This window comes from Actinomadura litoris (assembly GCF_009733595.1).
GTDB classification, from domain to species: Bacteria; Actinomycetota; Actinomycetes; order Streptosporangiales; family Streptosporangiaceae; genus Spirillospora; species Spirillospora litoris.
In genome coordinates this window covers 353,692-360,297 of sequence record NZ_WOFH01000012.1, presented here as the reverse complement: position 1 = coordinate 360,297, position 6,606 = coordinate 353,692, and the positions used below count along the sequence as shown (strand labels likewise).

Annotated in this window: 6 protein-coding genes; 4 read left to right on the top strand and 2 right to left on the bottom strand. The window is 72.5% G+C overall.

The features are described 5' to 3' along the window. On the bottom strand, positions 1-281 hold a 281-nt coding region (locus GNZ18_RS30950), incomplete at its 3' end, for an acyl-CoA dehydrogenase family protein (protein ID WP_173390934.1). A 189-nt stretch (positions 282-470) separates the two neighbouring features. On the opposite strand from GNZ18_RS30950, the gene GNZ18_RS30945 reads away from it, so the two are divergent. The 3 genes from GNZ18_RS30945 to GNZ18_RS30935 all read left to right on the top strand — a co-directional run bounded on the left by GNZ18_RS30945 (position 471) and on the right by GNZ18_RS30935 (position 4,213). After that, positions 471-1,850: an aminotransferase family protein gene (locus tag GNZ18_RS30945; protein WP_214620100.1), complete on the top strand. Its 1,380-nt coding sequence runs from the start codon at positions 471-473 to the stop codon at positions 1,848-1,850. Positions 1,851-1,947: 97 nt separating this feature from the next. Then, complete coding sequence (locus GNZ18_RS30940) at positions 1,948-2,970, top strand: alcohol dehydrogenase catalytic domain-containing protein (protein ID WP_156220130.1); 1,023 nt, start codon at positions 1,948-1,950, stop codon at positions 2,968-2,970. 22 nt (positions 2,971-2,992) lie between these two features. Next, positions 2,993-4,213 carry a class I SAM-dependent methyltransferase gene (locus GNZ18_RS30935; RefSeq protein ID WP_156220129.1) on the top strand — a complete coding sequence of 407 codons (1,221 nt, stop codon included), beginning with the start codon at positions 2,993-2,995 and terminating at the stop codon, positions 4,211-4,213. A 53-nt stretch (positions 4,214-4,266) separates the two neighbouring features. Here GNZ18_RS30935 and GNZ18_RS30930 read toward each other — a convergent pair whose 3' ends face one another. Then, on the bottom strand, positions 4,267-5,532 hold the full coding sequence (locus GNZ18_RS30930; RefSeq protein WP_214620102.1) for an aminotransferase class V-fold PLP-dependent enzyme: 1,266 nt from the start codon (positions 5,530-5,532) through the stop codon (positions 4,267-4,269). 230 nt (positions 5,533-5,762) lie between these two features. On the opposite strand from GNZ18_RS30930, the gene GNZ18_RS30925 reads away from it, so the two are divergent. Next, complete coding sequence (locus tag GNZ18_RS30925; protein ID WP_156220128.1) at positions 5,763-6,581, top strand: alpha/beta fold hydrolase; 819 nt, start codon at positions 5,763-5,765, stop codon at positions 6,579-6,581. Positions 6,582-6,606: the final 25 nt, after the last annotated feature.

The window sequence follows — 6,606 nt, the reverse complement described above, 5'->3', positions numbered from 1 at the left end:
CACGTCGGAATCCAATACACCTGCGCCGTCCACCCCAACGACCCATCCACCGCCCCCAACTCCGCACCCACCCGCACCAACGTCGAGGTATCGGCCTCGAAACCCCCGAACCGGGCCGGGACACGCAACCTGAACACCCCCGCCTCCGCCAGCAACCCGATCTGCTCATCGGCCAACCGGCCATGCCGATCCGACCACCCCACAAACGCACCCGCCGCACGCGCCGCCTCCCCGGCACGCCCGACCAACTCCTCCTGACCCACCACATCCCTGGCCAACATCGCATCCTCCTCGCACGACCCCGACGAACGACGACGCCCTGACGCTGCCAGCCGCCGGCCGGGCCCGGCATCCTCCCGAATGCGCTCGGGGGCGCCGTCCAGCCGGAAAGGGCAGCGCACCCTGGAAGATGGTCCGCCCCGCGCGCCGCTGCGATCGTCTGGGAAAACCCACCGAGACTAGGAGCGAAGGTGACGATCTCCTCGACCCGTTCGACGCGCTCGGCGGCCATCCTCGAAGACCTCGACCGGCGCCATGTCCTGCATTCGCACGAGCGGGGGCACCGCCGGGAGCGGCGCGTCATGGTCCGCGGCGAGGGCAGCACGGTGTGGGACGCGGCGGGCCGCGAGTTCCTGGATGCCCTCGGGGGCGGCATCTGGGTGGCGCAGGTCGGCCACGGCCGCCGGGAGCTGGCCGAAGCGGCGGCCCGGCAGATCTCCGAGCTGGCGCACTTCACCAGCTTCTTCGAGTACGGCAGCGACCAGGCCGCGCTGCTCGCCGAGCGCCTCGCCGCGCTCGCGCCGGGCGACATCAACCGCGCGTACTTCACCTGCGGCGGGTCGGAGGGCGTCGACACGGCGCTGAAGCTGGCCCGCCTCTACCACCACCACCGGGGCGAGACCGACCGCAACTGGATCATCGCGCGGCACTACGGCTACCACGGCGCGACCTACGGCAGCGGCACCGCCACCGGCATCCCGGACATGCAGGTCGCCGTCGGCCCGAACCTGCCGCATGTGGAGAAGGTGCTGCCGCCCTACCCGTACCGGGCGGAGTTCTACGGCGGCCAGGACCCGACCGACTTCCTGCTGAACGAGCTGTCGGAGACGATCGAGCGGCTCGGCGCGCGCAACATCGCGGCGATGGTCGGCGAGCCGGTGCTGGGCGGCGGCGGCGTCATCGCCCCGCCCGCCGACTACTGGCCGCGCGTGCGGGAGCTGCTGCGCTCGCACGGCATCCTGCTGATCGCCGACGAGGTCATCACCGGCTACGGCCGGATCGGCACCTGGTTCGACTCGGCGCCGCGCGGCATGGACCCCGACATCATCACGACCGCGAAGGGGCTGACCAGCGGCTACGTCCCGATGGGCGCGGTGCTGATGCGGGACGAGATCGCCGAGGCCGTCGCCGGCGGGGACCGCAACTTCTTCCACGGCTACACCTACTCGGGGCACCCGGTCAGCGCGGCCGTCGCGCTGGCCAACCTGGAGGTCATCGAGAAGGAGGGGCTGCTCGCGCGGTCCCTGGAGATCGGCGAGTGGTTCCGCGGCGGGCTCGTCACCGCCGCCGGGCTGCCGTCGGTCGGCGACGTCCGGGTCGAGGGCGCGATGGCCGGGATCGAGCTGGTGGTGAACAAGGAGACGCGCGAGCCGCTGTCGATGGAGCTCGCCCTTGAGGTCGCCGACGACATCTATGAGACGCACGGCGTGATCACCCGCAACTACGGGCCCACGCTGGTGCTGTCGCCGCCGCTGGTGTTCACGCGCGCCGAGGCCGAGCGGACGACCGCCGCGATCACCGAGGTGCTCGGCCGCCTCGACGTCGAGGCCGGACGCCTCGACTCCCGCTGACCGCATCTCCGTGACGGTGGAGCCGCGCCCGTGACGGCGGGCCGGCTCCCCGTCCGTCGTTCCGCCCGCCCACTCCTACCTCTAGGTGGTCGATCTCATGAAGGCAGCCGTCATTCCCGAAGTCAACGCCGCGTGGCGGATCCAGGACGTTCCCACGCCGGAGCCGGGGCCCGGCGAGGTGCTGGTCAGGGTGCACGCCTCGGGCATCTGCTTCAACGATGTGCTCGCGACGCGCGGCATCATCCCCTTCCCCCCGTTCTCCCCCGCGATCGCCGGGCACGAGGCGGTCGGCGAGGTCGTCCAGGCCGGTGCCGGGGTCGTCTCGCACGACGCCGGTGACCGCGTGGGCATCCCCTGGATCCAGGGGACGTGCGGGCGCTGCGCCTACTGCGTCCAGAACAGGCCGCTCTCGGGGCACGCGGCGTTCGCGTGCCCGGCGCCCCGGATGACGGGGATCACCGTCCCCGGCGGGCACGCCGAGTACGTGGTGGCGCCCGCCGCGAGCGCCGTCATGCTGCCGGACGGGCTGGACTACGAGCTGGCCGCGCCGGTGCTGTGCGCGGGGTACACGGCGTGGGGCGCGCTGAGCAAGGCCGCGCCGAAGCCCTACGAGCGGGTCGCGGTGCTCGGCATCGGCGGGCTCGGGCACCTGGCGCTCCAGTTCGCCGCCGCCGCGGGGCACGAGACGATCGCGGTGACGCGGTCCCCCGACAAGCACGCGGTCGTCCGGGAACTCGGCGCCGACCTGATCGTCGCCGGCGGCGAGCAGCTGGAGGCGGCGGGCGGCGCCGACGTGATCGTGGTGACCGCGCCGTCCTCGACCGCCGCGTCCGAGGCGATGCGGGGGCTGCGGCCGGGCGGGCGGATCGTGATGGCGGGCATCGACGGGCTCGCGCCCTTCACCATCGCCCCCGACATGGCCCGGCCGTTCTTCGCGCTCGGGCAGCAGGTGCTCGGCGCCACCCACGAGGGGCCCGACGTCCTGCGCGAGGCGCTGTCGATCGTCGCGTCGGGCAGGGTCACGCCGCGCGTCGAGGTCTACGACAACGCACGCGTCGCGGACGCGTTCGACCGTGTCGCCAAGGGCGAGGTGCGGTTCCGCGCCGTCGTCACCTACTGACCGCCCGCTGGAGGCCCGGATCATGAACGGCGAATGCAGAGTGTGCGGCGGCGTGGTCGAGGAGTTCATCGACCTCGGACGGCAGCCGTCGGCCAACGCCTTCCCGCTGCCCGAGCAGGTCGGCGGGGAGTTCCTGTTCCGGCTCGCCGCGGGGGCGTGCGGGCGGTGCTCGATGGTGCAGTTGCTGGAGGAGGTGCCGCAGACCGTCCGGTACCACGAGGGGTACCGGTACCGGGCGTCGGGTTCGAAGGGGCACCGGCGGCATTTCGAGGAGGACGCGCGCCGCTTCCTGCGCGACGAGCTGACCGGACCCGGCGCGTTCATCGTCGAGATCGGCTGCAACGACGGCGTGATGCTCTCGACCGTGGCGGACGCGGGCGTCGCGCACCTCGGCGTCGAGCCGTCGGCGAACGTCGCGGACGAGGCGCGCGCGAAGGGCGTCAGCGTCCTCAACGCGTTCTTCGACGAGGAGACGGCGGCGGCGGTCCGCGCCGAGCACGGCCCGGCGAAGGTCGTGTTCGGCGCCAACACGATCTGCCACATCGCGCACATCCGCTCGGTGTTCCGCGGCGTCGGCGCGCTGCTGGCGCCGGGCGGGGTGTTCGTGTTCGAGGAGCCCTACCTCGGGACCGTGCTTGAGCAGGGCGCCTTCGACCAGATCTACGACGAGCACGTCTTCTACTTCAGCGTGACCTCGGTCGCCGCGATGGCGGAGCGGTTCGGGTTCGAGCTGGTCGAGGCCGAGCCGATCCCGCTGCACGGCGGGGAGATCAGGTACACGGTGGCGCGGGCCGGCGAGCGGCCGGTCGGCGGGTCCGTGCGGCGGTTCCTCGCCGAGGAGCGCGAGCGCGGCCTGTCCTCGCCGGAGGCGCTGCGCCGGTTCGGCGACAACGTCCGGCAGGTGCGGGACGACCTGCTGGCGCTGCTGCGGGAGCTGCGCGCGGACGGCAAGCGGGTCGTCGGGTACGGCGCGCCCGGCAAGGCCACGACGATCACGAACTTCTGCGGGATCGGCACCGACCTCGTCCCGTTCGTGTGCGACTCGACACCGGACAAGCAGGGCAGGCTCGTGCCCGGCTCGCATCTGCCGGTGCGGCCGCCCGAGGCGTTCAGCGACCCCTACCCCGACTACGCGCTGCTGTTCGCCTGGAACCACGCCGAGGAGATCATGGCGAAGGAGCAGGGGTTCCGGCACTCGGGCGGGCGCTGGATCCGGTACGTCCCGACGGTCACCGTCGACTGAGCGGGAGATGAGGGACGGGTACCCGGGGCCGAGAGAACCGGGTACCCGTCGGCTCATGCGGTGCCGCGCGCCTTGTCCACGGCGGCGGCGAGCGCGTCCACCTCGGCGGTGGTCGTGTAGATATGAAACGAGGCTCGGGCCATCGAGGGCACGCCGTAGCGGGTGCAGGCCGGGGCGCAGCAGTGCCGGCCCACCCGCACCTGGACGCCCTCGCCGTCCAGCACCTCGCCGACGTCGTCGGGTTTCACGCCGTCGAGCGCGAACGACACGAGGCCGCCCCGCAGCGCCGCGTCGGCCGGGCCGAACACGCGCACGCCGGGGATCGCCGACAGCGCCTCCAGCGCGTAGGCGGTGAGGGCCTGGCCGTGCGCGCGGACGGTGTCCATGCCGAGGGCCGACAGGTAGTCCACGGCGGCGCCGAGGCCCACGGCCTGCACGATCGGCGGCGTCCCGGCCTCGAAGCGCGCGGGCGGCGGCGCGTAGGTCGCGCCGGTCATCTCCACCGCGTCGATCATCGAGCCGCCGCCGAGGAACGGCGGCATCGCCTCCAGCAGCTCCCGCCGCGCCCACAGCGCCCCGATCCCGGTGGGCCCGCACATCTTGTGGCCGGTGAAGGCGAGGAAGTCGACGCCGAGCGCCGCCGCGTCCACCGGCATGTGCGGGACGGACTGCGAGGCGTCCAGCATCACCAGCGCCCCGACCTCCCGGGCCCGGCGCAGGATCGGCTCGACCGGGTTCACCGTGCCGAGGATGTTCGACACGTGGACGAACGACACCAGCCTCGTGCGCTCGTTGAGGTGGCGGTCCAGGTCGCTCAGGTCGAGGAGGCCGTCGGCGGTGAGCGGGAGCCAGCGCAGCTCCGCGCCCGTGCGGTCGCTGAGGAGCTGCCACGGGATCAGGTTGGAGTGGTGCTCCATCTCCGTGACCAGGATCTCGTCGCCCGGTCCGAGCCGGAAGCGCGGGTCGTCGTACCCCGCGACGGGCCGGCTCGCGAACGCGTGCGCGACCAGGTTGATCGCCTCGGTGGAGTTCTTGGTGAACACCACCTCGCCCGGCGCGGCGGCGCCGACGAACGCGGCCACCTTCGCGCGGGCGCCCTCGTAGGCCGCGGTCGCCTCCAGCGCGAGCGTGTGCACCGAGCGGCCCACGTTCGAGGTGTGCCGCTCGTGGTGCCGCCGCATCGCCTCCAGGACGGGCAGGGGTGTCTGGGAGGTGTTCGCCGAGTCGAGGTAGACGAGGCGGCGCCCGTTCACGCGCCGCCGCAGGATCGGGAAGTCGGCGCGCAGCCGTTCCACGTCGAAACCGGTCGCTCGTGCCACGAAGTCCTCGCAATGAAAGAGGGGGGCCACGGTGTGGCGCCCGTGATCGAACGTTTCCACGGCGCCGGGCGCGCGGCATCTCCGCGAATGCCCTGCTCGATATGGCGCCGAAAACCCCGCTCGACGCGGCACATCCGAAGATGCCGGGGCGGTGCCCCCCGCCTTTACCCTGCGACTGAATCCCTCAGGAAGGGCGGGCTGACGTGCGCACGCACACTCCTACCAGCGGCATGCTGGGCGTTACCGGCGCCCATCTTTACTACGAAGTCAGGGGCGCCGGGCCGGCCCTTCTGGTGATCTCGACGGGGAACGGCGACGCGGCCCCGTTCGGGCCCATGGCCGACCTTCTCGCCGAGCGCTGCACGGTCATCACCTACGACCGGCGCGGCTTCTCCCGCAGCCCGCAGCACGAGGACGTGCCCGACGGGGAGCGCGTCGAGGTGGACGCGCGGGACGCCCGCGCCCTGATCGACCATCTCGTCGGCGGGCCCGCGCACGTGCTCGGCACCTGCTCGGGCGCCATCACCGGGCTCGCGCTGCTCGCGCGGTATCCGGACCGGGTGCGGACGCTCGTGTCGCACGAACCGCCGCTGACCAGCCTCCTCCCCGACGCCGACGAGCTGACCGCCTTCTACGACGAGCTGTACGACCTTTACCGGAACTCGGGCGTGGACGAGGCGAAGACCCTCTTCAAGGACCGGATGGGGCTCGGCGAGACCCGTCCGCCGAAGGGCATGGAACTGCCGCCCGACAAGCTCAAGGAAATGCTGGACCGGCTCCGCGTGAACCAGGTCTTCTGGTTCGAGCACGAGCTGCGCAGCTATCCCAACTACACGCTGGACGTGGAGGCGCTGCGGCCGGTCGCCGACCGCCTCGTCCTGGCCGGGGGCACCGCTTCGCGCGAGGACGTCAACTACCGCCCCAATGTCGCGCTGGCCGAGCGGTTGGGCCTTGAGGTGGTGGACTTCCCTGGCGGGCACCTCGGTTACGTGACGCAGCCGCACGCGTTCGCCGACACGCTCGCCACCGCCGTGTTCGGCGCCGAATGACACCCTTCTCACCACCTGCTCCGCA